General features: G+C 36.5%; 28 protein-coding genes, 1 tRNA gene, 1 other RNA gene and 1 pseudogene. 24 read left to right on the forward strand and 7 right to left on the reverse strand.

Annotated elements, in window-relative coordinates:
• Positions 1-17: 17 nt before the first annotated feature.
• On the reverse strand, positions 18-533 hold the full coding sequence (gene tadA, locus QH639_RS17610) for a tRNA adenosine(34) deaminase TadA (protein ID WP_131522635.1): 516 nt from the start codon (positions 531-533) through the stop codon (positions 18-20).
• Between the two features lie 206 nt (positions 534-739).
• Between tadA and QH639_RS17615 the strand changes: the two genes are divergently transcribed.
• The 10 genes from QH639_RS17615 to QH639_RS17660 all read left to right on the forward strand — a co-directional run bounded on the left by QH639_RS17615 (position 740) and on the right by QH639_RS17660 (position 9,060).
• Entirely contained in the window at positions 740-1,075 is a 336-nt protein-coding gene (locus tag QH639_RS17615) for an ArsR/SmtB family transcription factor (RefSeq protein WP_016995255.1), read from the forward strand.
• A 20-nt stretch (positions 1,076-1,095) separates the two neighbouring features.
• Complete coding sequence (locus QH639_RS17620) at positions 1,096-2,049, forward strand: cation diffusion facilitator family transporter (RefSeq protein WP_131522636.1); 954 nt, start codon at positions 1,096-1,098, stop codon at positions 2,047-2,049.
• Between the two features lie 66 nt (positions 2,050-2,115).
• Complete coding sequence (locus tag QH639_RS17625) at positions 2,116-2,448, forward strand: metal-sensing transcriptional repressor (protein ID WP_004233976.1); 333 nt, start codon at positions 2,116-2,118, stop codon at positions 2,446-2,448.
• A 31-nt stretch (positions 2,449-2,479) separates the two neighbouring features.
• Positions 2,480-2,686, forward strand: a complete 207-nt coding sequence (gene copZ, locus QH639_RS17630) for a copper chaperone CopZ (protein ID WP_004233974.1) — start codon at positions 2,480-2,482, stop codon at positions 2,684-2,686.
• Positions 2,687-2,767: 81 nt separating this feature from the next.
• The gene (locus QH639_RS17635) at positions 2,768-5,179 is read left to right on the forward strand and encodes a heavy metal translocating P-type ATPase (protein WP_281114863.1); all 2,412 of its coding nucleotides are present in this window, start codon (positions 2,768-2,770) and stop codon (positions 5,177-5,179) included.
• A gap of 198 nt (positions 5,180-5,377) precedes the next feature.
• Positions 5,378-6,013, forward strand: coding sequence for a deoxynucleoside kinase (locus QH639_RS17640; RefSeq protein ID WP_004233969.1), 636 nt, complete (start codon positions 5,378-5,380; stop codon positions 6,011-6,013).
• Positions 6,013-6,681: a deoxynucleoside kinase gene (locus tag QH639_RS17645; protein ID WP_281114864.1), complete on the forward strand. Its 669-nt coding sequence runs from the start codon at positions 6,013-6,015 to the stop codon at positions 6,679-6,681. The genes QH639_RS17640 and QH639_RS17645 overlap by 1 nt, the downstream gene beginning before the upstream one ends.
• Positions 6,682-6,770: 89 nt before the next feature.
• Complete coding sequence (locus QH639_RS17650) at positions 6,771-7,298, forward strand: LOG family protein (protein WP_131522638.1); 528 nt, start codon at positions 6,771-6,773, stop codon at positions 7,296-7,298.
• Positions 7,299-7,431: 133 nt separating this feature from the next.
• Complete coding sequence (locus tag QH639_RS17655) at positions 7,432-8,340, forward strand: methyl-accepting chemotaxis protein (protein WP_131522639.1); 909 nt, start codon at positions 7,432-7,434, stop codon at positions 8,338-8,340.
• A 99-nt stretch (positions 8,341-8,439) separates the two neighbouring features.
• Entirely contained in the window at positions 8,440-9,060 is a 621-nt protein-coding gene (locus QH639_RS17660) for an RraA family protein (RefSeq protein WP_131522640.1), read from the forward strand.
• A gap of 45 nt (positions 9,061-9,105) precedes the next feature.
• Here QH639_RS17660 and QH639_RS17665 read toward each other — a convergent pair whose 3' ends face one another.
• The 4 genes from QH639_RS17665 to QH639_RS17680 form a co-directional block, all read right to left on the reverse strand.
• Positions 9,106-10,380: a cation:dicarboxylate symporter family transporter gene (locus QH639_RS17665; RefSeq protein WP_016995246.1), complete on the reverse strand. Its 1,275-nt coding sequence runs from the start codon at positions 10,378-10,380 to the stop codon at positions 9,106-9,108.
• 92 nt (positions 10,381-10,472) lie between these two features.
• The gene (locus QH639_RS17670) at positions 10,473-11,351 is read right to left on the reverse strand and encodes a response regulator (protein WP_048391012.1); all 879 of its coding nucleotides are present in this window, start codon (positions 11,349-11,351) and stop codon (positions 10,473-10,475) included.
• A complete protein-coding gene (locus QH639_RS17675) occupies positions 11,352-12,611 on the reverse strand; it encodes a sensor histidine kinase (RefSeq protein WP_131522641.1) in 1,260 nt (419 codons plus the stop codon).
• Between the two features lie 126 nt (positions 12,612-12,737).
• Positions 12,738-12,830: transfer RNA gene (locus QH639_RS17680), tRNA-Ser, on the reverse strand.
• Positions 12,831-12,998: 168 nt separating this feature from the next.
• Here QH639_RS17680 and ffs point away from each other — a divergent pair.
• The 6 genes from ffs (at position 12,999) to QH639_RS17710 (ending at position 16,712) form a co-directional block, all read left to right on the forward strand.
• An RNA gene (gene ffs, locus QH639_RS17685) (signal recognition particle sRNA large type) lies at positions 12,999-13,266 on the forward strand.
• A gap of 141 nt (positions 13,267-13,407) precedes the next feature.
• Positions 13,408-15,192 carry a DNA polymerase III subunit gamma/tau gene (dnaX, locus tag QH639_RS17690; protein ID WP_237898984.1) on the forward strand — a complete coding sequence of 595 codons (1,785 nt, stop codon included), beginning with the start codon at positions 13,408-13,410 and terminating at the stop codon, positions 15,190-15,192.
• A 20-nt stretch (positions 15,193-15,212) separates the two neighbouring features.
• Positions 15,213-15,527, forward strand: coding sequence for a YbaB/EbfC family nucleoid-associated protein (locus tag QH639_RS17695; RefSeq protein ID WP_004233957.1), 315 nt, complete (start codon positions 15,213-15,215; stop codon positions 15,525-15,527).
• Positions 15,528-15,538: 11 nt separating this feature from the next.
• Positions 15,539-16,135, forward strand: coding sequence for a recombination mediator RecR (gene recR, locus QH639_RS17700; RefSeq protein ID WP_048391017.1), 597 nt, complete (start codon positions 15,539-15,541; stop codon positions 16,133-16,135).
• Positions 16,136-16,148: 13 nt separating this feature from the next.
• Positions 16,149-16,364 carry a YaaL family protein gene (locus tag QH639_RS17705; RefSeq protein WP_004233954.1) on the forward strand — a complete coding sequence of 72 codons (216 nt, stop codon included), beginning with the start codon at positions 16,149-16,151 and terminating at the stop codon, positions 16,362-16,364.
• A 75-nt stretch (positions 16,365-16,439) separates the two neighbouring features.
• Positions 16,440-16,712: a pro-sigmaK processing inhibitor BofA family protein gene (locus QH639_RS17710; protein ID WP_048391019.1), complete on the forward strand. Its 273-nt coding sequence runs from the start codon at positions 16,440-16,442 to the stop codon at positions 16,710-16,712.
• Between the two features lie 600 nt (positions 16,713-17,312).
• Here the strand turns inward: QH639_RS17710 and QH639_RS17715 are convergent.
• Positions 17,313-19,583, reverse strand: coding sequence for a hypothetical protein (locus QH639_RS17715; RefSeq protein WP_047674170.1), 2,271 nt, complete (start codon positions 19,581-19,583; stop codon positions 17,313-17,315).
• 136 nt (positions 19,584-19,719) lie between these two features.
• Entirely contained in the window at positions 19,720-19,899 is a 180-nt protein-coding gene (locus QH639_RS17720) for a hypothetical protein (RefSeq protein ID WP_281114865.1), read from the reverse strand.
• A 51-nt stretch (positions 19,900-19,950) separates the two neighbouring features.
• Here QH639_RS17720 and QH639_RS17725 point away from each other — a divergent pair, with 51 nt between their 5' ends.
• The 8 genes and pseudogenes from QH639_RS17725 (at position 19,951) to QH639_RS17760 (ending at position 26,280) form a co-directional block, all read left to right on the forward strand.
• Positions 19,951-20,460, forward strand: coding sequence for a tyrosine-type recombinase/integrase (locus QH639_RS17725; RefSeq protein WP_281116210.1), 510 nt, complete (start codon positions 19,951-19,953; stop codon positions 20,458-20,460).
• A 231-nt stretch (positions 20,461-20,691) separates the two neighbouring features.
• Positions 20,692-20,964, forward strand: coding sequence for a hypothetical protein (locus tag QH639_RS17730; protein ID WP_231316995.1), 273 nt, complete (start codon positions 20,692-20,694; stop codon positions 20,962-20,964).
• Between the two features lie 45 nt (positions 20,965-21,009).
• On the forward strand, positions 21,010-22,431 hold the full coding sequence (locus QH639_RS17735; RefSeq protein ID WP_231316994.1) for an LA2681 family HEPN domain-containing protein: 1,422 nt from the start codon (positions 21,010-21,012) through the stop codon (positions 22,429-22,431).
• A gap of 603 nt (positions 22,432-23,034) precedes the next feature.
• Complete coding sequence (locus QH639_RS17740; RefSeq protein WP_175527019.1) at positions 23,035-23,190, forward strand: Hok/Gef family protein; 156 nt, start codon at positions 23,035-23,037, stop codon at positions 23,188-23,190.
• Between the two features lie 357 nt (positions 23,191-23,547).
• Positions 23,548-24,536: pseudogene (locus QH639_RS17745) on the forward strand (IS1182 family transposase); the annotation flags it as partial.
• Positions 24,537-24,757: 221 nt separating this feature from the next.
• Positions 24,758-24,886: a hypothetical protein gene (locus QH639_RS17750; RefSeq protein ID WP_281114866.1), complete on the forward strand. Its 129-nt coding sequence runs from the start codon at positions 24,758-24,760 to the stop codon at positions 24,884-24,886.
• A gap of 82 nt (positions 24,887-24,968) precedes the next feature.
• Positions 24,969-25,310 carry a hypothetical protein gene (locus tag QH639_RS17755; protein WP_281114867.1) on the forward strand — a complete coding sequence of 114 codons (342 nt, stop codon included), beginning with the start codon at positions 24,969-24,971 and terminating at the stop codon, positions 25,308-25,310.
• A gap of 409 nt (positions 25,311-25,719) precedes the next feature.
• Complete coding sequence (locus QH639_RS17760) at positions 25,720-26,280, forward strand: hypothetical protein (RefSeq protein ID WP_281114868.1); 561 nt, start codon at positions 25,720-25,722, stop codon at positions 26,278-26,280.
• Positions 26,281-26,563 lie beyond the last annotated feature (283 nt).

Genomic DNA, 26,563 nt, shown 5'->3' on the forward strand with positions numbered 1-26,563 from the left:
ATTAGGAGGCACCTTCTTTAAAGACCATTTACATCGTTGGAAGCTAATCGTGCTTTTTTCTCAGCTTTTTTACGGTCTCGTAATGCCTTAAAAAAGTCTGTTAAAATTTGACCACATTCCTCGGCTAAAATCCCTTCTGTTACATCACATTCATGATTAAAGCGTTCATCATTTAATAAATGGTAAAGAGAATCTACACAGCCAGCTTTTTGATCTCTTGCCCCATAAACAACTCGGGGTACACGTGATTGGAGAATGGCTCCTGCACACATTGGACAAGGCTCCAATGTAACATAAAGAGTAGTATCCTCCAGTCGCCAACTCCCTATTTTTTTGCAGGCTTCTTGAATCACTAACAGCTCCGCATGTGTTGTTGCATTTTGCGTTGTTTCTCTTAAATTATGCGCACGTGCAATGATTTTCCCTTCATAAACAAGTACTGCACCAATTGGTACTTCCCCAAGTACTGCAGCCTGTTGAGCTTCCTCTAATGCTTGTTTCATAAATAAACGATCTGCGTCAAAAATATCCACTCATATCTCTCCTTAACAGTAGTGTAGCGTGCTGAAGTGGTAATTGCTACTTTTACTTCTTTTCGGATGATATATTCATTTAAAATCAACGATTGACCTGTAATATGTCGAAGCATAAATACTTGTTGACATTCCTTATATATCCATATATATTTATATATGAACACATGCTCATATATAAATATTGAAGAATGGGGTAAACTTCTATGGATGAAAAATTAAACAGTTCAGAAATGCAAAAAAATATTGATCAGCATTTAGATGAAGAGACATTATTTGTAGTATCTCAGACTTTTAAAGCCTTGAGTGATCCAACACGAATTCGTATTTTAAACTTACTTTGTTCAGATGAACATTCTGTTAATGATATTGCAGAAATTTTAGATTTAGGCCAATCAACGGTTTCCCACCAATTACGCTTTCTTAAAAATTTAAGATTGGTGAAATTTAGAAGGGAAGGAACAACCTTATATTATTCTAAGGACGATGATCACATTATGAATTTATTGAAGCAGGCTATTGAGCATGCGGCTCATAACTAAAATGAAATGAGGGAATAACAATGGGACATCAACACGACCATGGCCATGATCATACACATGGTGCAAATAAAAAGGTATTATTACTGTCGTTTATTATTATTACAGGGTATATGGTAGTGGAAGCCATTGGTGGCTTTTTAACAAATAGTTTGGCTCTTTTATCAGATGCAGGGCATATGTTAAGTGACTCTATCTCTTTAGGTATAGCCATGTTAGCTTTTATGTTTGGGGAAAAAGCTGCAAGCTATAGTAAAACATACGGCTATAAACGATTTGAGATTTTAGCTGCAGTATTGAATGGCATTACATTAATAGGAATCGCATTATTTATTTTCTATGAAGCGATTGAACGATTTACAAACCCACCAGAAGTAGCTACAACTGGAATGCTTATAATCAGTACAATTGGTTTGTTCGTTAACATTTTAGTTGCCTGGATTATGATGCGTGGAAGTGATACAAAGGATAATTTAAATATGCGCGGAGCATTTTTACATGTACTAAGTGATATGCTAGGATCTGTAGGCGCTATTGTTGCGGCACTATTAATTATGTTTTTTGGCTGGGGCTGGGCAGATCCTCTTGCAAGCGTTGTTGTTGCATTATTGGTCGTACGAAGTGGCTACCATGTCACAAAAGCCTCGATTCATGTATTAATGGAGGGGACACCTTCAAATATAGATGTTCAGGAGATTATTCAGCTAATAGAGCAGACTGATGGAATAGAAAGTATCCACGATTTACACATCTGGACAATAACTAGTGGAACGAATGCATTATCCTGTCATGCAGTTGTAAATGATCAATTGAAAATAGCTGAGAGTGAGCATATCTTGCGGAAAATTGAACATAATCTTCAACATAAGGGCATTAAGCATATAACAATTCAATTAGAAACATCCTTACATCGACATGATAATTCTATTTTATGTAAATTAGAAAATGACCATGAACATCATCACGATGATAAATAAAATTTTTTATGACTTGCATACCCTTCGTGGGTATAGTATGATAATTACAAATAGGAGGTGTAGTGAATGGAGGAGACAGTAAAAGAGGATGCTTGTCATACAGAGGAAGCTACGTCTTGCCGAAAAAGTCATCACCCTGAGCGTGTGAAAAAGGATCTAACAACTCGCTTAAATCGAATTGAAGGTCAGATTCGTGGTATTAAGGGAATGATTGATAAAGACGTTTACTGTGATGATATTATTACGCAACTATCTGCTACACAATCTGCATTAAATAGTGTGGCAAAAATATTATTAGAAGGTCATTTAAAGGGCTGTGTTGTGGATCGTCTATCAGAAGGCGATGAAGCAGTATTAGATGAGTTAGTAATAACGATTCAAAAGTTAATGAAAAAATAGATTGAAAACATACAAAAGGAGAGATTTTATTATGCAAAACGTAACATTAAACGTACAAGGAATGTCATGCGGTCATTGTGTAAATGCAGTGGAAAAAAGTGTTGGTGCTCTAGCTGGTGTTGAACAAGTAAAAGTTAATTTAGCAGATGGCTTAGTGGATATTGCCTTTGATGATGCACAAGTATCACTTGACCAAATTAAAGAAACAATTGATGACCAAGGATATGACGTAAAATAATAATTGTAGAGTGCTCAAGTAGCACTCTCTTATTTTCAAAATTATATACCCCCTGTTGGTATAAGGAGAGGTGAAAGGTAAATGAGTTCTGATCATAAGGAAGCTAATTTGCAAATTACAGGGATGACATGTGCGGCCTGTGCCACTCGAATAGAAAAAGGGTTAAATAAAATGGATGGTGTAGAACATGCAACAGTAAATTTAGCACTTGAAAAATCATCTATTAAATATGACCCCACTAAACTAAGTGAAGCAGATTTTGAAAAGAAAATAGAAGCACTTGGCTATGGTGTTGTTAAACAAAAAGCTGAACTTGATATTACAGGTATGACATGTGCAGCCTGTGCGACTCGCATTGAAAAAGGGTTAAATAAACTAATTGGTATTTCCTCTGCTAATGTCAACTTAGCACTGGAAAAAGCGATGATCGAGTTTAATCCTTCGGAAGTATCCATCGCAGATATTATTACAAAAGTTGAGAAGCTAGGCTATGGGGCACATCAAAAGGCAGATGAGCAGGAAACAGTGGATCATCGTGAAAAAGCTATCAAACAGCAACAACATAAATTTATTTTATCGGCTATACTTTCTTTACCACTGCTTTGGACGATGGTTGGTCATTTTTCCTTTACGTCATTTTTATATGTTCCAGAATTTCTAATGAATCCATGGGTCCAAATGGTATTGGCTACGCCAGTGCAATTTATTATTGGTAAACAATTTTATGTAGGGGCATATAAAGCATTACGCAATGGTAGTGCAAATATGGATGTGCTTGTTGTGATGGGGACATCAGCAGCCTATTTCTATAGTGTCTATCAAGCGATTGTAACGATAGGATCACATCACGGTCCACATCTTTATTTTGAAACGAGTGCTGTATTAATTACACTAATTTTATTAGGTAAATTATTTGAGGCAAAGGCAAAAGGACGTTCATCTGAAGCCATAAAAAAACTAATGGGACTTCAAGCAAAGACAGCGATCGTTGTACGTGACGGTATAGAAAAGGAGGTCCCATTAGAAGAAGTTATCATTGGCGATGTTATTTTAGTGAAACCAGGTGAAAAAATTCCTGTAGATGGTGAGGTAATAGAGGGGACAACAGCTGTTGACGAATCAATGCTAACAGGAGAAAGTCTACCAGTTGATAAAAAGCAAGGTGATCTATTATTTGGCTCAACTATTAATAAAAATGGTTTTATTAAAATGACTGCAACAAAGGTTGGCCGTGATACAGCATTAGCACAAATTATTAAAGTGGTCGAAGATGCTCAAGGATCGAAAGCACCTATTCAACGTTTAGCAGATCAGATTTCAGGGATTTTCGTACCTATTGTTGTGGGCATAGCCATTGTAACCTTTTTAATTTGGATTATTTGGGTCCGTCCAGGGGAATTTACACCTGCTTTAGAGGTATTAATCGCAGTTCTTGTCATTGCTTGTCCATGTGCACTTGGGTTAGCAACACCAACTTCAATAATGGCAGGCTCTGGACGTGCAGCTGAGTTTGGTATTTTATTTAAAGGGGGAGAACATTTAGAGCAAACACAAGGCATAGATACAGTTGTTGTAGATAAAACAGGAACAGTGACACATGGTAAACCTGAGCTTACAGATGTTCTGTTAGCGCCAGAGCAAGATGAAGTACGCTTTTTATCCTTAATCGGGGCAGCAGAGAAGCAGTCAGAGCATCCACTAGCAGAAGCCATTGTTCAAGGCATAGAAAAACGCGGCATAGCTTTAGGTGACGTTCAATTCTTTGAAGCAATACCGGGTTATGGTGTGCAGGCAACTGTCTCAGGTCAAGGTGTTATCATTGGCACACGTAAATTAATGCAACAATATGGTATTCATATTAATGATATTTTACCAACAATGGAGCAACTAGAACGAAATGGTAAGACAGCCATGTTAGCAGCCATCAATGGGCAATATGCAGGTTTAGTAGCTGTGGCTGATACCGTGAAAGATACATCAAAAGAAGCTATTCGTCGTTTACAGGATATGGGGATTACGGTCATCATGATGACTGGTGATAACGAGCGTACTGCTCAAGCAATTGGAACAGAGGTAGGCGTGAATCATGTTATTGCAGAAGTCTTACCAGAAGGTAAAGCTGATGAAGTGAAAAAACTTCAAGTCCAAGGGAAAAAAGTAGCGATGGTTGGTGATGGTATTAATGACGCACCTGCCTTAGCAACAGCGAATATTGGGATGGCAATTGGTACAGGGACAGATGTGGCAATGGAAGCTGCAGATATTACGCTTATTCGTGGAGATTTAAATAGTATCGCGGATGCCATTCTAATGAGTAGAAAAACAATGCGTAATATTAAACAAAATTTATTTTGGGCATTTGCTTATAATACATTAGGTATTCCAATTGCTGCACTCGGTCTGCTTGCTCCATGGGTAGCAGGCGCAGCGATGGCCTTTAGTTCAGTTTCGGTCGTATTAAATGCACTTCGTTTACAACGAGTGAAATTATAAATAAGTATAAAGGCATCGGGAAGTAGATTCTCGATGTCTTTTTTCTATGTCATCATGAGAAGAATATCCCAGGTAAATTTACTAGAACAATAGGTTGATTCTGTTTTTCATTTTCCTACTATGATAAAATGAAAGGTACTGATTCATTTTATGTAGGACACAATGATCGAATCCATAGAACAAAAGGAGGAGCTTCTGGTGACGGTTCCATTTGTTACGGTAGAAGGTCCGATTGGTGTTGGTAAAACCTCTTTATCGAAAGAGATAGCAGCGACATTTAATTACCATCTATTAAAAGAAATTGTAGACGAAAACCCTTTTTTAAATAAGTTTTATGAAAACATTGAGGAGTGGAGTTTCCAAACGGAAATGTTCTTCCTTTGTAATCGCTATAAGCAACTAACCGATATTAAAAAATTTCGTTTAGCACATGCCAAACCTGTTGTAGCAGACTATCATATTTTTAAAAATTTAATATTTGCGAAGCGTACATTGGCACCAACTGAATACGAGAAGTATGAAGAGATCTATAGAATTTTAACGAAAGACATGCCTGTTCCAAATGTAGTGGTTTATTTACATGCCAGTGTTGAGACATTAATGAAGCGTATCGCCATGCGAGGGCGAGAGTTTGAAAAGATGATTTCACGTGATTACATGGAGCAGCTTGTGGCTGACTATCATTCTTTTATCGAGCATTTTGAAAGCATGCATCCCGAAATTCCAGTTATTCGATTTAATGGAGATCAGCTTGATTTTGTAAAAAATCCCAATGATTTAAATCATGTTTTAAAAATAATTAAAGATACGTTACAACAAAGGAGTTTGCAATAATGAATTTAAGAAAGAAGTACGATATTCCACCACAAACGGTTATTACGATTGCTGGTACTGTTGGGGTAGGAAAATCGACGATGACAAAGGCTTTAGCAGAGGCACTGAACTTTCGTACCTCGTTCGAGAAAGTAGACACAAATCCATACCTTGATAAATTTTATGAGGACTTTGAAAAATGGAGCTTTCATTTACAGGTCTACTTTTTAGCAGAGCGTTTTAAAGAACAGAAGCGTATTTTTGAATATGGTGGAGGATTTGTACAAGATCGCTCTATTTATGAGGATACTGGCATTTTTGCTAAGATGCATTATGATAAAGGAACAATGAGCCCAACAGATTATGAGACTTATACAAATTTGTTTGATGCAATGGTGATGACACCTTATTTCCCACATCCAGATTTGCTTGTCTATCTTGAAGGACCTATTGATGCGGTTATTGGACGTATTCAAGAGCGTGGACGTACAATGGAGCAACAAACACCAAATGATTATTGGATAGAAATGCATGAACGCTATGAAAATTGGATAAATAATTTTAATTCTTGCCCAGTTCTACGTTTAGATATTAATGATTATGATTTATTAAAAAATCCTGATGCCATTGAATCAATTGTAAGCCGTATCAGTCATATGCTAAAACAAACAAGCCATTTACGAAAATAAAAGTAAAATAAATGACCAAAAAACGTGAGACAATATATAGCCGATTGTTTCACGTTTTTTGAATAGGAGGGATTATTATAAGAATCGCAGTGTATTGCGGATCCGGTCTGGGTAAAAGCTCTATTTATGCAGAGAAAGCGGCTGAGCTTGGTACAGCACTGGCAAAAAACGGTCACGGGGTTGTCTATGGTGGTTCAAAAACAGGCCTAATGGGGAAGGTTGCCGATGCTGTTTTAGCAGCTGGAGGAGAAGTGATTGGTGTGATGCCAACACATTTACAAAAGCGTGAATTGGCCCATGCCTCATTAACAGAAATTCATATTGTAGACTCTATGCATATTCGTAAAGCTAAAATGGCCGAGTTAGCAGATGCCTTTATTGCTCTACCAGGAGGCGCAGGGACTTTAGATGAATATTTTGAGGTATTTACTTGGGCTCAGATTGGACTTCATACAAAACCTGTCATTTTATATAATGTCCATGGATTCTATGATGCACTTCTACAGCATTTTAAAACAATGCTAGAGGAAGGCTTTATACGTGCAGAGCAAAAGAAGTTCTTACGTGTAGCGGCTACCTCTGAAGGGATTTTACGTTTATTAAAAAAACATGGATGAACATTCTCCATGTTTTTTATCTTGATGCAGCAGGTGCACTAACATCCCCTGCAATTACACTGAGGCATAATTAATGTAATATAAAAGTAAAATAATTAAATTTTAAGTAAAAAATTAGGATGGGGTGTTCTTAATGCATAGTGTAGAGGCTCAAGTAACCGATGATTTAGTAGTACAGGCTATTGAACGCAATATTGCCATTATCCGCTTCGATATGGATAGAAGAGTGGCGTATGTCAATGAACTATTTGCTCAAACATTAGGCTATACAGTGCAGGAAATGCTAGGAAAACATCATAAAGACTTTTGTTTGCCTGATTTCGTTAATAGTATGGAGTACGATAATTTTTGGCGCAACCTAACGGCAGGAAACAGCTATCAGGACAAAATAAAAAGAATTGATGCTAGAGGTAATATAATTTGGCTGGAAGCGACATATATGCCTGTCTTCGCAAATGATACAAGAAAAGTAATAGGTGTATCCAAAATAGCTGCCAATATCACTGAACGACAACATGAGATAGTTAGTGTTGCTGACAAGTTGAAGGGCATGTCTAATAAGCTTTACCAGCGTTCAGAGGCGGGCATTCAAAATAGCCAAGATCTACTAGAAACCATTAAAGTAGTTTCAAAGGAATCAAATGAAAATGTAAGTAATCTTGTGCAGCTTCAGAAACAAGCAGATTCTATTAAAGGGATTGTCAAAACTATACAAGAAATTGCCTCACAAACTAATTTATTGGCATTAAATGCAGCTATTGAAGCCGCTAGGGCTGGAGAATATGGAAGAGGTTTTGATGTAGTGGCGAAAGAGGTACGTAAGCTTTCTGTAAGAGTTGAACAATCTATTTCAGAAGTGAAGGATAATGTGGAGGGCATTGAGCGAGAAATTGGTCAGGTGACTGATAGTATTACAAAAATAGCAGAAAAAATAGAGAAAACAAATGAACAAATTACTGTCACAGCAAATGACTTTAGTGAAATAGCATCTGCTGCTGAAGCCTTAGACGAGCAATCAAAGCAATTTATTGAAAGTATTTAATTCTACTAGTGACTACTATTTTCGAGATATATTGAAATAGGTTGTATTTTTTATTTACAATAATAGAGTAAGTCATTAATCATAATAGGGGTGTTATGTATGACAAAAGTGGAAGTAAGCTTTCAGCATTTACCAACAACAGCTATTTCAGATGCAACAGGCGGACATACCAATGTGCGAAGTGATATTAAGCCGTTAGCAGACCATTTTAAAGTTGCTGGGCGAGCTGTAACTGTACGTTTACCAGATGGTGAAAATGGGGCAGTTTTGGAAGCGATTAGGGCTGCAAATGAAGGAGATATTTTAGTCATTGATGCAAAAGGTAATACAAACCGAGCTGTTGCTGGAGATTTTGTGATCTCCTTAGCAAAAGGGATAGGTGTACAAGGTTTTGTTGTGGATGGTGTAATCCGCGATATTGCAGCAATACGTGAATTAAATTTCCCTGTATTTTCGTTAGGCACTACTGTAGCAGCAGGCAATAAAAACGGCGGAGGTCAAGTAAATGTACCGATCGCCATTGGAGGAGTTACGGTTCATCCTGGTGATTATATTATTGGGGATGTGGATGGTGTAATTGTTGTGCCACAACAAGATGCTGAAAAAATTGCTGTAGCAGCAGAGACTAAGCTTGAAAAAGATGAAAAACGCGCTCAAGAAGCACATGCCAATGGAAAAGAATCAATTATCGCTTATTTAGATAAAGTGTTAGCAAAATAAAAAAACCCTCACGATGCCATCCAACATCGTGAGGATTTTTTTAAATTACGCTAGATTTTCATTATCATTAAAGTAATTTTTCATCTTTTCTCGATCGAAACGGCCTTCCCACTTAGCCATTACTAATGACGCTAATGAGTTACCAATTACGTTAACAACTGTACGTCCCATGTCAAGAATACGGTCAATACCAGCAATGAAGGCTAGTCCCTCAAGTGGAATACCTACAGTACCTAAAGTTGCTAGAAGTACAACGAATGATACCCCTGGTACACCTGCAATACCTTTTGATGTAACCATTAATACAAGCATTAACGTAATTTGTTCACCAATGCTTAGGTGAATACCGTACATTTGTGCAATAAATAATGCTGCAATGGCTTGATATAGTGTTGACCCATCTAAGTTAAAGGAGTAACCGGTAGGTATAACAAAAGATACAATATCCTTTGGCGCCCCTAATTTCTCCATTTTCATCATAATACGTGGTAATACAGCTTCAGAACTTGCTGTGGAGAAGGCTAAAATTAGCTCATCTTTTAATACTTTAATTAAATAGAAGATGCTGATTCCTGCGAATTTTGCCACAAGTCCAAGAACGACAAAGATAAAGAATAGCATTGTTGCATAAACAAGAATTGCTAATTTGGCAAGTGGAACCAGTGAAGCAAACCCATATTTGGAAACGGTTACACCAATTAAACCAAATACCCCTAGTGGCGCGAATTTCATTACGAGGTTTGTTACCCAGAACATAGCATCTGCTACCCCTTGGAAGAAGTCTAAGACTGGTTTCCCTCGATCTCCTACTGCAGCAACCCCTAAACCGAAAATAACTGAGAAGAAGATAATTGCTAGCATATTACCTTCAGCCATTGACTGAATAATATTTGTTGGGACAATGCCTACAATGATATCAAATGGTCCCTCGTGCTGTACTTCCTCAGTTGTTGATACATACTTCGAAATATCCCCTTGAGATAATTCATTCATGTTAAGACCTGCACCAGGTTGGAAAATGTTTGCGGAAAGTAATCCAACTACGATTGCAACTGTAGTAATAATCTCAAAGTAAATTATAGATTTCCCGCCTAATCGTCCAAGTTGCTTCATATCTCCAGTACCAGCAACACCAACGATTAATGTCGAAATAATAATCGGTACAACAATCATCTTAATAAGATGTAAAAATATATCCCCTAATGGTTGTAGATATGTCTCAATTTTGGGGTTTCCGTAAAAGATACCACCAACAATGATCCCTAAAATCAAACCGATTAAAATCTGAGCGGCTAAACTGACTTTAAATTTCTTTTTCAAATCCTTTGTACCTCCCCTAATATTAAATTTTTAGGACACGCCTTACTTTAATAATACGGAGGACTTATGGAATCCGACAAAATCCGATAAAATTAATTTACTTTTGTTAAAATGTCTGAATATAACACTTGAATAAACTTTTTAATATTTACCTTTGCTTTACGATTATCGTGATCTTCAATCTGTGTCATGAGCTGACGAATTTCTTTAAAATCAAAGTAGCGAGGGGCATAGTACTCGAATTCTGAGTTTGTGTAATCAACAACCCCTAAATTAGCGAGATTAATCATGGCAGCTAATATTGTACGACGCACACGCTGCTCGATGGCTTTACTCTCTTTTAAAATTTCATCTGGCGTAGCCTTGGTCACAGCTGCAATTTCTTCATAAAGCTCTTTTAATGGAGGAAGGGGGGCAATCTTGTGCTGGTGAGCAAGTAATGTTTCTATAATGGCAATGATATCCTCACTACCAATTTCCCCGACAATCCCCATATCATTCAAAATAGACTGAATATGGTCTCGTGATGTAGCTTTATGAGTCTTTTGTTCACTTAACTCAATATTTGTAAGTGATTGACGTATCACTAATAGTGAATTTTTAAGTCGAAATTGTTCAGTTGTTTTTTTCAAAACATTTTCGACTTCAATACGATTGATTGGTTTATGAATGAAGAAATCAATTCCTTGCTCATATGCTTCGCCAACCATTTCCTTATTCACTACCTGTGAAATCATAATAAATTGTCCCTCGAAACGATTTTGCATAAGTTGTTCCACAGTTGCTATGCCATCAAGCTTAGGCATCAGTAAATCAATAAGCACAAACTCTGGCTGTGTCATTAAAATTTGTGGAATGGCATCCTCACCATTGCGAGCCTCACCAATAACTGTTCCTAACCCGCTATCTTCAATAATTTGCTTTAACATAACACGACTTGCACGATCATCATCTACAATAAAATACCTCATTTAAGTCTCTCCCGTTTGAATAGTTTGCGTAGGAATTATGATTTTAAACGTTGTGTATTGATTGTTTGATTCAACGGTTATTGAGCCTTTTAATTTTTCTACTAGTTCAGCAACATGTGAAAGCCCAATGCCAGTTGCTGCAACACCATCAACATTGAATTTAGTGGTGTATCCAGGTTCAAAAATAACAGAAATGTCTGCTTGTGAAATCCCTTGTCCATTATCACATACTGTTATTACAGTATTATCCTCTTGGCGCTTAATAGCAATAGAAATGATCCCTTGCTTTTCAATAGCCTCAACAGCATTGGCTGATAAATTATTTAATAGAGCAAGCAGTGCAATATGATCTTTCGTTTGAAAATCGAAGTCTATACATGTATTAAATTGTATTTCCTTACCGAGTAATTCTGCATATTTCCTATTACCTTCTTCAATATAATGCAATAATTCAGATAATACGAAAGGGCCAAAGCTCTTTTCACCGACAATCTTTGAAATCCCAGCATATATTCGTTGAGAATCCTTTTTCACTTCATGGATTTCCTGGGCAATATGAAGTGCTTGTAAACTCTCGGATCGAAAACCTTGCGTCTTTAACTGACGATATAATTCATAACCACTACCTGTAATTGTTTCAATATGATTCATTGATTTTTTTAAATATAGTGTCTCCACATAGAGGTCAGATCCAATATTCAGCATTTCTTGTACCCGTTTTTTTTGTTCCGCTACCAAAATAGAGCTATAAATCCCTACTACAAAAAAGCTTCGTAATAATGCTACTGCTAATAGGATCAAGAGATCATGGAGAAATAAAAAAGTATATGTTTGGACAAAAAAGCGGAAAATTTGTTCAGCTAAATTACTGATGACCTCACTAAAAGCAACGAGTAAACCAAGTTTTAGTGGTTTTTCTCTGTATTGTTGAATATCTAAAACTTGCAGGCATACTGCAAACAATACATAAAATAAACCGGCTGGTAAATGGTTAAATATACTCTCGGCAATCGGAACATCATGTAATGTCGAATTAATAACCCGAAAAATAGTTGTCACAATACTGGTAGCTACACCAGCTAAAATAATTGGTGTAGGTTTAATTAATGTGCATAAAAAGAAGACAATTGTTCCTAAACCAAAACGGAAAGTTGTATTAGCAAAAGGCATAATTTTAATTTCACTACCTATTGCAGTCATAACAGCAATAATGAAAATCCAAGTAAGGGAAGCACGTGTCATAAGTAATTTCGATTGCAATTTAACAACCTCCCATCATTGATATAATAAAAAATACCACAACCGAGGCGGAAGTGGTATCTAACAAGTAATACATACAATTTAGGCAAAAAAAAACGGCTACATTCGTAGTCGGAAATTTAAAACTGGAGGAGGTAGAGGGATTCGAACCCCCGCGCGGTGTTACCCGCCTGTCGGTTTTCAAGACCGATCCCTTCAGCCAGACTTGGGTATACCTCCATGTTATATTGCTTTACTGTCTTATCGACAAAAATAAATTTATCATAACTAGAAACGAACGTCAAGATAATTTTTGAAAAAATATATATTGTTTAAATCGTCACTTAGAAATAAATAATTTGTGCATTAAGTTGCATTTTATACAAACAGTCAGTATACTAGTTATTGCCGTGCTAGGTGGGAAGGTAGCGGTGTCCTGTAACTCGCAATCCGCTCTAGCGAGACTGAATTCCTTTTTCGAGGCTGTCCGTATTGTTTGGTCTGCCTTTTGCACGTAGTGTTGACGATTGGGTCCTGCGCAATGGATACCCATGAACCATGTCAGGTCCGGAAGGAAGCAGCATTAAGTGGTCTTATTCATGTGCCGCGGGGTTGCCTAATCTGAGCTAACGACAAGAGTAACGCTTATGTGCGGCTGTCAAGGAAAGGTGCACGGCATTAAATTGCCAATTCAAAGCATCCGTCTATTATAGGCGGATGCTTTTTTATTTTAAATTTAGCAACTTCATTTTCTATATAATGCAGCAAATGCTATAATAAAAGTATTCAATTAAATGGAGAAGGAGAGAGGAAATCAGTGACGTATCAAGCATTTTACCGTGTGTATCGACCGCAATCTTTTCGAGAAATGTCTGGTCAAACACATGTCAAAAGAACGCTACAAAATGCTCTCCTAGCAAATAAAACAACACATGCTTACTTGTTTTCTGGGCCCCGTGGTACAGGGAAAACAAGTACTGCTAAAATCTTTGCGAAGGCCTTGAATTGTGAACATGCACCGTCGAAAGAGCCGTGTAATGAATGTGCTACATGCATAAGTATTACAGATGGTTCACATCCAGATGTCATTGAATTTGATGCAGCCTCAAATTCACGTGTTGAAGAGATTAGGGATATCATAGAAAAGGTTCGTTTTGCTCCCGCAAGCAGTAGATATAAGGTGTACATCATAGACGAAGTGCATATGCTTTCTACAAGCGCTTTTAACGCTCTTTTAAAAACGTTGGAAGAACCACCTCCTCATGCTGTGTTTATTTTAGCAACTACAGAGCCTCATAAATTGCCTGCTACGATCATTTCTCGTTGTCAGCGCTTTGATTTTAAACGACTTTCTACTAATGATATTATTGAACGTATGAAGGTTGTTTTAGAAGATATTGACTTACCATATGAAGAACAAGGTTTAAAGGTAATTGCACAATCAGCCGCAGGGGGAATGCGTGATGCTTTAAGCTTATTGGACCAAGTTGTGTCTTTTAGCGGCGAAAAATTAAAACTTGAGGATACGTTATTAGTGACAGGTTCTATTAGTCAGGATGTTTTTTATGATCTAGCAGAGGCACTCAAAGTAAAAGATGTTGCGCAAATGCTTGCCCTTTTAGAGCAACTGATAGCTGACGGTAAGGACCCTTTGCGGCTCTCAGAGGATTTAATTACATTTTTCCGCGATTTATTATTACTTCAAACAAGTGATGATTTAGCTGAACTTTTAGAGCTTGTATCTCCTGAGGAACGTGTATTCACTTTAGCACACGAATTTGCACCAAATATGCTTTATGGGTATATTGATATACTTGCAAAGACACAGCAAGAGATGCGTTTCTCTCACCATACCAAAATTTATTTAGAGACGGCTTTGCTTAAAATGGTACAGTTTTCAGGAGGGATAGCCCATCAAACGGTGACTACAAATGAAATGGGAGAAAACCCTGATCTCACTCAAAAAATTGTAGCTCTTGAACAGCTGGTTCAGCAACTTTCCTTACAACTGCAAACGGGGACTCCAGTGCAAACGCCGACAGCACAAAAAGAGCAACGGCCCCGAGCTAAAAGTCCGAATGGTTATAAAGCACCTACAGGTCGTATTCAGGAAGTGCTGAAAGATGCCACAAAGCAAGATGTACAACGTATTAAGTCCATTTGGGCGCAAGCCCTAAGTCAAATGCAAAAATCACAATCTGCTCTTTTAGCAGAAGCCGAACCTGTTGCGGCATCTTCAAGTGCTTTTGTGTTAAAATTCAAGTATGATATTCATTGTCAGATGGTTGCCGACAACCAGTCTTTAAAGGCTCACTTTACACAATTAATTGCAGGGCAAACTGGTACAATGTACGAGATGCTATGTATACCAGAAGAATCATGGTTAAAAATGCGTGAAGAGTTTATTCGTGATCATGGTCTGCAGCAAAAGAAATCACAGACTGAAGCAGAGCATGGAGAAGAATTATTAGAGCCACCACCGGCAGAAATGCCAGAAGAACCATTTATCGATGATGCTCAACCTCTTGCTTCACAAGATCCACTTGTGACAGAGGCTGAAAAGCTCTTCGGTAAAGATTTTGTTGAAATTATTGAAGATTAAATTTTTAGGAGGAAACATTTATGCGTGGAATGGGAAATATGCAAGGTATGATGAAAAAAATGCAAAAAATGCAAAAGGAAATGATGGAGGCTCAAGAAGCTTTAAATGCTGAGCAATTCGAAGGTGTTGCAGGCGGCGGTATGGTGAAAGTAACAGTTTCAGGTCAGCGTGAAGTAGTTTCAGTAAATCTAGATGAATCTGTAGTAGACCCAGAAGACATCGAAATGCTACAAGACCTAATTGTTATTGCAACAAATGAAGCGCTGAAAAAAGTAGAAGAAAAAACAAACTCGACTATGGGTAAATTCACGCAAGGCTTAAACCTTCCGTTCTAGGAGGTATTCATATGTACTACCCAGAACCAATATCTAAATTGATCGATAGTTTTATGAAATTGCCAGGTATCGGGCCGAAAACTGCGGCTCGTCTGGCGTTTTTTGTGTTAACAATGAAGGAAGATGATGTATTATCTTTCTCTAAAGCACTGATTGATGCTAAACGAAACCTAAGCTACTGTTCTGTTTGTGGCAATATAACGGATGTCGATCCATGTCACATATGTACAGATAAGCAGCGAGATCATTCTATTATTTGTGTTGTACAAGATACAAAAGATGTGATTGCAATGGAAAAAATGCGTGACTACAACGGTATGTACCATGTACTTCAAGGTGCTATTTCACCAATGGATGGTATTGGTCCAGAAGACATTAATGTTGCTTCTTTGCTAGTGCGCTTGCAAGATGAAAGTGTCCAAGAACTTATTTTAGCTACAAATTCAACAATCGAGGGTGAGGCAACCGCTATGTACATTTCTCGCCTTGTCAAACCGTCAGGTATCCGTACAACCCGTATTGCTCATGGATTGCCAGTAGGTGGAGATCTAGAATACGCAGATGAGGTTACGCTATCTAAGGCAATGGAAGGAAGACGCGAGTTATGAGTGAGGGATTAGTATGTTCTTCCGTAGTAAAGGGAAATTAAAAAAAGAATTTGATGATAAGCTTGTGAATCTGATTAAAGAAACAAAAGAAGATTTACAGCAGGCAAAGATAATAGAAGAATTAATGGATGATTATGACCTAGGTGTAATTGCTCAACGCAAAACAGCAGAAAGTATTCATTTCTATTTGTTTAAGGAAGCTAGAATTCGTAAGGTACTAATAAAATAGTTCTTTGTAAAATAATCATAGAAGCAAAACAGGAAACATAAACTTTCATAATTATTTAATTGAGGAGGCAACTATATGTCTGGGTTAGTAATTATGAGTATTTGTATTCCTGTCGGGCTTCTTTTTCTTTATGTAATAATAAGACATGCTAAATTGGGTAAAATCTTAGAAGGATTATCGGTGTTTTGGTTTAGATTTGCATTTGCTTTTCTACTATTATTCGTAATCCATTTAGGTATAGGTTATATAGGATATAATGTGCCAATCAATCTGTTTTCTGTCTTAACAATCGCTGTTTTAGGTATTCCTGGTGTCTTAGGAATAACGGCTTTAATATTTATTTTATAAAAGGCTTGCAATATAAAAAGATTATGGTATAGTTATAAAAGTCGCTAATACAACTGATTGAAACAAAAAAATAATTTCAAAATTATTGTTGACACGGTGTGTAGTGCATGATATTATATAATAGTTGCTGCTGAAACAGCGGTGAACGAAATGAACCTTGAAAACTGAACAAGCAAAACGTAATCAATAAAGTTTTAAGTAGCTAGTTTTGCTAGTGAACGAAACACAATTTTGGACATCAAACATGATGCCAGCAAAACAATTTGAGCTAATCAAATTTCTTTTATGGGGATTATGGATCGCATGACCATGAACGGCGGGCGATGGGTGAATTTTAACTGGGAGAGCTGGCGTCCGAATGTCGTCCAGCCAGGAATTGCGAAGTGATTTTTACCGGGAGGAAATTTTAATGGAGACTGTTTTTTGACGCACTTAAAGCAATGGGAAAAGCCATGTCGGTAGAGCTAGCGTGGTTGTCCGCTTTGTGCCAAAGGCGGATGTTGATAGCACCTATCTGCATCAATCCATGGGGAACAGTTCACAACTTTATCGATATTGTTAATAAGTTCTTTAATTGGGGAGAACCCTCTCCCCAAACAGTCAACCAAAGTGAACTGAAATTATTTCGTCTATTTTATTTTTATACTCTATTCTAGAAGAATCATCGAAAGGTCGCTTAAGTGTTGAGGTTAGTATCTCAAAGATTGAGTCGGTATATTTTTCATCACTGAAAACAATTTTTACCTGGCTAAAATTATCTTTAAACTCAGTGTAAGTAAATACTAAAATCTCGTTTAAAGTATTGAATGCTTCTTTTTCAATATCTTGAGAATCTAAAGACTCCTCGGTTACCCTTTGCGATAGTTTATTTATCAAAGTTGTTAATGCGCCGGCGTCAGGGGAATCATCTTTCACTAGCAATGCCAGAGTATCGATTAAATTTGAATCGTTTTCCTTGAAGAAATAATCCTCATCAATAATTGCTAAAACACCATCTTTAATTGCGGAGCTCTCAATTTTCATTTCTAACATTGAAAGTCTTTCAATTGCTCTTTGGGGAGTGTAAACCAACCATTCTTTATATTTATCTTTTTGTCTTACTATATTCCTGAGTGTGTGCTGAGTTGCATCCCATGTAATTAGCATAGGGATTTGACCGACTCCCTTTTCATCGCAGTGTATGCTGTCATCAGATAAGGTTAATGCAGCATAAATATCATTATTAATAGTTCGTGGATTTCTTTTTTTTGGACCAGATATTTGCCTAGAAAACTTCCTGGCAACTTCCTCAATGATTCTATCTTCCTGATAAACTGAGGTTGAAATAACTTCAATTCTATTTAGATTTAAATACTGAGAGACTGAACGAATTAGTTTATAAAACTTTGCATCGATAGAGCCAGATGTATCTTCATAGCCAATAAAATCTTCTAAAAAATTTTCGAAATTGTAACTACTAGGTTTGCTTTTTTTAATATTTATATATGTATTAAAAAATACGTTTTTAGAATTACCTATCTTCCTAACTAATTCATCATTGGCAAAAGAACTAATTTTCATTCCATTTAATAAATGTCGTACTGTTTCTTCAAGATGTTCTTGGGTTACACGAATGTGTCTGTTTTTAAGGTTAAATACTATTTTCTTTAACGTTTTAACAGTGCTTATCGATTTTTCACTGTTAGAAATTTTATCGTATCTTAATGCAACAAGATATGGAATCAATACTGGGGCATCTAGGTATAAAAAAAACGTTTTATTGTCAATATATCTTTCAAGTTTCTTTTGATTTAATAGAGTTATGCATAGCCTTGATGAGCAATAGTCTGAAAGATATTCATTTCTCCCAGATAACTCAACAAGCTCATTAGCTAATTTTGAAGACAATGAGTTGTTTATTTTTCCTTTTTCAGTTATCAATTTTTCCAGTTGTTTAATAATTCCTTTAACAATTTGATTTCTTGGGGATTCGAAGTTTAATTCATTAAGCTGTAGATTGACCGACTCAGCATAAGCCTCCTTAATTAGGTCAAGAACCTCGGTGGATATATTTTCACTAAAGTATTTTGAGGTCGCATTACCAATTATTGTTAAAACCTCATTCCTTTTGGCTATTTCTTTTAACTCAAGATTCCTGATTCTCTTACTTTCAACCTCAGACAGACTGTATAAATCTCCATCAAGGATAATTCGATTATCTCGCTTTAAAAGATACAATCTATTTTTAAGAGTTTCATTGTGTACCCCAAGAATTTGGGTTTCATTGATTAAATCATGCTCTGACTTCCCTTGACCTGTAAGTAATGAAACTATGTATGAATCAATAATTACATTCTTTAAATTGGCAGCATCTTTACTTAACACCAGATATTCGTAAAATGCTATTTCTTTTATGTCCAACTCATCCTTTTTAGAGGATTGATAATTGTGAACTTCCTCAAGAAGAAAGGTTAATATCTCCGGATAATCATTGGTGATTTTTTGAGATATTCTATTTGCGTCATAAAACTCGAGGGTTATCCCATAATTTTTTCTGGCATTGCTTTTTAAAACTTCAAGCTTGCTTTCAGATATTTTGTGGCTCCAAAAAAAATTCAATACAGGAGGGTAATTATATTTTTTAATTAAATCATCTGTTTTGATTAAGTCTTCTTCAAGTTTATCTTCTAAACCTTTTTTTATAATAGATACCTGTATTACCTCTCTTATTTCACGACCTCTTACTGAGTAAACGACGTCCTTGCCTCCGTCATAAGGGCCATTTGTAATATAAGCATCTGCATTAAACATTCGCTGTAAAAAGCGTCTAACAACCTCTTCGAAATCATTAAACCGCTCAATTGATGAAATAAATAGAATATTATTATCCATATCCGTTTGATTCCTCGTATTAAAAAAACAAGCCATAGGGGATATATAACCATTAATTCGCGATTTTGTAAATTTAATTACCTACTATTGACATGAACATACTTCACAAAAAAGTAGCAATCTTGCTAAGGAAAGATCATAAATCATTGATGTAAATACCTTTATGGCTAAGTGCCAATATTTTGACCACCCCTGATACAAGTAACTCAATGTCCAATACTCGCTCATAAGGGACAACCGTACTCAAATCTCCAGCATTGCAGGAGATTTGATTATGAACATGTAACAGTGGAACAAAGACCGTATCATAGGCCAAAAAAGACAACTCCAGATATCTCATATCTGAGGGAGCCGAATCCGGCTTGAACTGGAAGGTAAAACGCGTGATTTAGCTCAGTTCAACATGGTCTTAGACAGTAAGCTACGAGGCTGTGATCTGGTGAACCTCAAAGTATCTGATGTTGCATATGGCAGCTCGGCTTCAAGCAGAGTAATGGTGCTGCAACAGAAAATCGGTAGCCCTGTGCAATTTGAGATAACCAAAGGGACAAGAGAAGCTGTTGCTGCATTGATAAAGCTTGGCAATTTGCACAGTAAAGACTTCTTGTTTCGGTCTCGGATCGGAACGAACCGGCACATATCAACCCGGCAATACAGCCGAATTTTTCATGGGTGGGTAGAAAAGCTTGGTCTCGAAGCTTCGCTTTACAGCACACACTCCATGAGAAGAACAAAACCTTACCTGATCTACAAGAAAACCAAGAATCTTTGGGTGATCCAACTTCTGTTGGGCCATAGGAAACTGGAAAGCACAGTCCGTTATCTGGGCATTGAAGTCGATGATGCGTTAGAGATCTCTGAATCGATTGAAGTCTAAGGTTGTCAGTGCTGCAACAGCAGCCCTGTGCCAGAAGCGGAAGTTGAACCCATGCGCTATGTTAAATTGTGAGGAGTAGATCACTTTTTATGCTCCTAAACTTAAATACTAGATCAGCATTATCGACCAAATCCACATATAATAAATAATTAAATAGTACATTTATATGTTTAGTTTTAAATCGAAGCTTGTCATTCAGTTCGTATGAACAGTTAAGGAGTCACTTTGTTATTGGAAAAAGATAAACTTGATGAGTTTAGTAAACGTGCGGATGAATACATCATCAAAGGTGATCACGTTTCTTTATCTTCATTAATAGAGAGTTTTACAGAACGGGATTTCACCTTTACTCACCAATTAGACGAGGCTCATTATCTTTACTGCTTAGGAAATTGTTACTCTGTACTTTATGAAACACGTAAAACTGAGTGGTATTCAGATGATTTGATGAAATCGGTCATCTTTTACAGGAAAGCTTTACATGCGCTACCTAAAGTAGACTGAAGAGAACATGATAATAATACTCATGCATATAATAGTCTTAGGTCTATGATTGAGACAAATTTAGCTAATCGCCTTTCATCACAAGGTAGAACGTTATGTTGCATTCCCCACTATGATAAAGCTATTTCTATAGATAATAATCTCGTTGCAATTATAGCAAAAGCCAATAATGAAATTTTTCTTGGGCTTTCACTTTATGATAATGGACATTCAGAATATCATTACTATATCGCTTATGAACTTGTGAAAAAAGGTTTTGAGAATATTGATCAACTATATCCTGAACAAAGAGTGCCACTTGAGAAAGGCGGCAAATTATTCAACTTTAAAAAATGGTTCGAGGAGTTATTCGAAACATCGGACTTCGATTACTTTAAAGAATACACTGAAAAAACCACATGTAGAAAACAGAAAAACTATTTAGAATGGTGCGCTAGTAAAAGACTCTTTCTTAATGATTTGAATGATGCTTGCGAGTACCCGATTACTTATCATGATGTTTTCGAATTCCCCTCATTCGTTCAATCGCTTAATAGTTCTCTCACCATGTCTGAAGAATTATCTTATCACGGTAATTATGATGAATTAAAAAATGATTACTGTTATGCTCGGTACTTGATTTTTTCTTCAAAAGATATACCTGATGATAACCCTCATATATTCAACTCGACATATCAACACGTTGAGGATATGACTTACTCAATTAATAACTTGAAGATTGCTCAGTATAAGTCAGCATTCAGAATAGTATATTCAATTTTTGATAAAGTAGCATATTTAATTAGTCGCTTCTTTGATTTGAACGATCTGAAACATGACAAAATAATCAGTATAGATAATTTATTCCGTGACTTTACAAGTAATAATACTAAATGGAAACCACATAAAAAGCTGAAAGATAGCGACAATCATTTCATTCACGCTTTATTCTATATATTAAAAGATATCCGTAAAGTTGGTGACTCTGATTCAGCAACAAAGTGGTTAGATCCAAATGCAGTGGCATTTGCAGAGATTAGAAATGCCATGGAACATCGTTCATTAAAAATAGTTGATGATTTTGGCTATGAACTTGCAACATCATATAATACTTATAATGATGGTGAATTTAGAAAGATCCAAGAAGAAGTTAATGTACTACCAGATAAAATCCGGGATGAAAAATTAAAAATGAAGCAAGCAAAAAAAGATGGGGATAATTGTTTAGCGCAACAACTCGAAGATGGTGTTAATAAGATGAGTTTAAGACTTACAGATCTAAAATCAAAGATCTATGAAAAAGAAAAACTATCTTCCCACTCTCTATTAATACCAATAAGCCAATTTGAATCAAGGCTCATGCAACTCATTGGATTAGCTAGAAACTCAATAATCTATTTATCATTAGCTATCTATTTTGAAGAGCGCAGGCGTTCAAAAGATGGTATCCACATGTCAAGAGAAGTACCACTAAAGCAAAGTTTTTGATTGTCCCAAGAGCATTATTAATGTCAAGGTGAAACTTATTCCATATGGGGGCATTAATGCCCCTGACCTGCTCCCATAAATTGACATACCCCAATGTCAGGTCCGCTCCTCGCTCAAAGCGGACTAGAAGGTTAGCTTGCGTCGGACTTAGCGTATTTAAAGAAGTGCTGGTGGTGACTGGTTGTTGTGTTCCATTTCTACAGAACAAAATCACAGAAACTATACCCAATAGTTGTTTTGAATCACTGACGAGACAGCCTCATATTTATCAGGGCAGGTGCACGTCCAATACAGGAGGTTGTCGTGCTGGTTCTCAAGTGTGCGTTGGCTATTGCGGCTGTGGTGGCAATTTATTGTCTTGCTATTGTTCTTATGGATCGCCTTTCTGATTGATTTCATATTGGCGAGGTAACGGGGGTTAAATAGTATGGCTGCGGGGGCTTGAGGCTATCTGCCTTGGGCATGAAAATCAAAGGCAGATAGAAAAAACCCCAGTTGATATTACGCATCCGGCAAGAGGCTTAACATTAATCTGGGGCCCAATCTATGCCTTACAAACGTAGGTTAGTCTCTTACGTGCTGAAAGGCAAGAAGAAGCGGGCTATGAAGCAGCAAAAGGCGATGTTAATCACCCTGATCGTCATCTGTTTAATCGTTATAGTGACGGTACTGGTAACGAGGAAAGACCTCTGCGAGGTACGAATCCGAACCGACCAGACGGAGGCCGCTGTCTTCACAGCTTACGAACTTGGGGAGTAAGAGGACCAGCGGGGAGAAATCCCCGCAACCTCTGATGTATTATGCATTCTCAACGCAGCCACAGTTAACCTGATTGGCGGGTTTACTTCATCTGTAAATATTTTTATAAAAATAATGCCCACGCACAGCATAAAACAAAAAGTATTACAGATAAAAAAGGAACGTAATGTGCAGATTTGTTGTTTTCCATATTTACTCACCTTAATATGATTAACCCTGATAGGGTTGTTATTTCAGCGGTTTTCAAATGAGATATTATGGTGATCTGGCAGATTTGCATAACATTAAAATTTAATTTGTTTAACCGTTTTTAATAATAAGCGTTGTTTTTATCCCAGCAATCTGTTGTTTGGTTTTTATGTCCGTCGCTTTCAAGACACTGATATATTTGAGCAGATATTCTATCGTATATTAAAAGAGATTATGCATCAAGGACTCCTCCATGCAGACCATTTATTTATCGATTCTACGCATGTGAAAGCGAGTGCGAATAAACGGAAGTATGATAAAAAGGTTGTACGAAAAGAAACACGGGCTTATGAAGAAAAACTTCAATTAGAGTTAAACATGGATCGTGAAGAACACGGAAAAAAGCCCTTTCCCCCGGAGAAGTTTGAAAAGGAAGAATGGAAAGAAATAAAGGAAAGCACGACAGATCCTGAAAGTGGGTATTACGTGAAGGATGAACGTACGAAACAGTTTGCGTATTCCTTTCATGCAGCGACAGATGAAAAGGGCTTTGTCTTAGGTGCCATTGTGACTCCGGGAAATGTGCACGATAGCCATGTATTACAGCTACTTGTGGAAAGGGTCATTCAAAACGTTCAAAAACCAATCGCCGTTGCGGCAGATGCAGCCTATAAAACACCCGCAATTACAAATTTTTTATTAGAGAATCAAATGTTGCCTGTTCTTCCTTACACACCCATGAGTATATATATGAAGAGCACTATAATTGTTATCTTTGTCCACAAGGACAGATATTGAAGTATACGACAACGACTAAAGAAGGGTATCGTCAATATAAATCGAATCCTTTGATTTGTGCGAAGTGTCCAAGCCTATCCCAATGTACAGAAAGTAAGCAACATCAAAAACTCATTCAACGTCATATTTGGGAATCGTATGTGGAGGAAGCAGAACATTTACGCCATTCCAATGACATCAAACAAATCTATGCAAAGCGCAAAGAAACGATTGAGCGTATCTTTGCAGATGCAAAGGAAAAGCATGGTATGCGATGGACAACCTTAAGAGGTCTAAAAAAATTGTCCATGCAGGCGATGCTTACTTTTGCTGCCATGAATTTAAAGAAATTGGCTACTTGGACGTGGCAAGTAGCTTAAGAGAGCAACTATGCTAGAAGAGTATGCTATATTTGGTTGTATATAACCAAATCTAAAAAAATAGGAAGAAAAATGACAAAAGCCATCGAGAGTGAACCTCTCGATGGCTTTTGTCTACAGTCTGAGGCATCCCTAACAAGGATGCCTTTTACTTTCGTAGGAAAATAGTTTCCTTAATTGTATAATGCTGGAAATCAAATGATTTTTGGAGGTAATAGACTGTGGGCAAATTAGAAGTAAGTAAAGTTAAAGGAAGAAAGCAGGTAGACAGATTACATTTAATATATCTTGGGATTATTGCTGTTGGATGTTTTGTGTGGTTAGGTGCTTATATTTTTAATGATTCATAAAATGCTGGTCCTCATCTGAATTTTGCTGCAACATTAATGTCAATTCTATTAGCGGTTATTGCTATAGTAATTACTTTAATAGATGTTGTTTGGACAGAGAAGTAATATTTTTGATGTAAAAAAAAGGGTTAGTGGTGAAATTGAAACAATGGTGAGTAGATTTAATATTCAAAACAAAGAATCGAACACCGAAATAAAAGTGTTTATTGAAAATATGGCTACCAAAAACGATGAGGTTCTCAGTCAGGTGAATAATATCGCAAATAAATTTAATGATATGCCAAGTGGGGATGATAATAAATATATTGTTGAGTTAAAACAAGAGTTTGATAAACTAAAAAATAATTTAACTACTAATCAAGAAAATTCAAAAGCTCTTTCATATTCTCTAAATTATGAACGACCTTTAATGAGGATTAAATAAATGAAAAAATGGAAATAAATAAAAGATCCGTACAGAGGTGGTAATTAATCGTATAAATACTTAGAAGAAACTGATTTTAAAAGTCTGTTATGTCCTTTATGTCGAATTAGTTGAAAGTTTGATTTAGTTAATAACAGTAATGTACCATGTGAGGGAGATCGATGCGGTAAAGGTTTCTCCTATATTGGTATTTACAAATACCTAAATATTAGGGGAAGACAGACCGACGACCGACCTGCGCTTCGAAAATTAATTCGGAGCATGACAAGCATGGCCGACCCATAATTTTTAAGAGATTAGGGATTAACTTAGTGTAAATGTTTTATATAAAAATAAGATGTTAAAATTATTCTCTTCATCATAATTGTCTCCCTTCATTGAATAATGTAATAACAAGGAGGATGACAAAATGAGTTTTGAAAGTGTCAATAGAAGTGAAAAGGGTTTAACTGATAAAAGAATTAGCAGAATTCATGAAGATTGTGAAGAAAGTTATAATAACAATAATGTCCATCAAGGAGTACAGGTACCACAACAACCTATTGGTACGGGGCTTCCGGGGTTTGCTTATATTTATGATACAACACAACAATTAAATATTCCGAATAATGGTCAAGTTACTTTCAGTACAAATGGCAATATTACACCTGCAGGGTTTGTAACACATGAACCAGGAACAGCACCTATCATAATAAATCAAACGGGTACTTACCTTATCAACTATGAGTTGAATGTTGGAGGTGGTCCTAATGCATTTGCTCTTTTCAATGGCGACAACCAAATAGCTGGTTCCAATTATGGAGACTCTACTGGTAACTCAACGAAAAATGGTCAAGTAATAACGACTTTAAATGCATTAGACGTTCTTACATTAAGAAATATTAATGTTAACCCAGTTACTTTATTAAATAGCATTGTTTTGGGCACACAGGTTATCAGCGCTTCTATTGTTATTTTAAGATTAGCCTAAAGGTTTTATTGTGAGTCACATCTAATAAGGTGTGGCTTTTTATATTATAGATTGGTTTTGAAATTTGAAAGGAGTGGTTTATATGTGAACTTCGTCCATTTTTCATAATGTCAGTCAAACTTACTACAAGTGCAAGAAAATGCACTAAACACAATTCGTTACAGAATAACGTGGTGCGCTCTACCACGAGTAGGAAAAGAGCACTACCATAATATCAAAGTTTTCATCTTCGGATCGAGGCTTTTTATTGTGTTTTATATTTCTTGTAATTACAATACATTCC

It is taken from the genome of Lysinibacillus sp. 1 U-2021 (assembly GCF_029916965.1).
Taxonomy (GTDB): domain Bacteria; phylum Bacillota; class Bacilli; order Bacillales_A; family Planococcaceae; genus Lysinibacillus; species Lysinibacillus capsici.